This is a genomic window from Oleiphilus sp. HI0080 (genome assembly GCF_001635135.1).
The window spans coordinates 1-424 of sequence record NZ_LWFU01000169.1 but is presented as its reverse complement, the minus strand read 5'-3'; the positions used below and the strand labels follow the sequence as shown (position 1 = coordinate 424).

At 49.3% G+C, this 424-nt stretch carries 1 protein-coding gene; it reads left to right on the top strand.

The features are described from left to right. Nucleotides 1–424 (top strand): aminotransferase class I/II-fold pyridoxal phosphate-dependent enzyme (locus A3751_RS01895; protein WP_156492189.1); only part of this gene is annotated, 424 nt, incomplete at both ends.

The window sequence follows — 424 nt, the reverse complement described above, 5'->3', positions numbered from 1 at the left end:
CGTTGTATCGTATTTCACTCGCTCTCCAAGCGTTCCAACCTCCCTGGCCTACGATCTGGGTTCGTTGCCGGCGACAAAACGGTCCTCGCGAAGTATTTGAAATACCGGACCTATCATGGTTGTGCAATGCCCGTTCATCATCAAATTGCAAGCATTGCAGCCTGGAACGACGAGCAGCACGTTATCGATAACCGAACCGAGTATCGTGCAAAATTTGAAGCGGTGCTAAACATCCTCTCGCCGATTATGAAAGTTGAGCAAACCGATGCGAGCTTTTATCTTTGGCCTGAAACCCCCATTGACGACGTCATTTTTGCTCAAAAACTGTACCAACAACAGCACGTAACGGTAGTACCCGGATCATATTTATCGAGAACGGTTAACGGCCACAATCCCGGCGAAAACCGTGTACGCATGGCCTTGG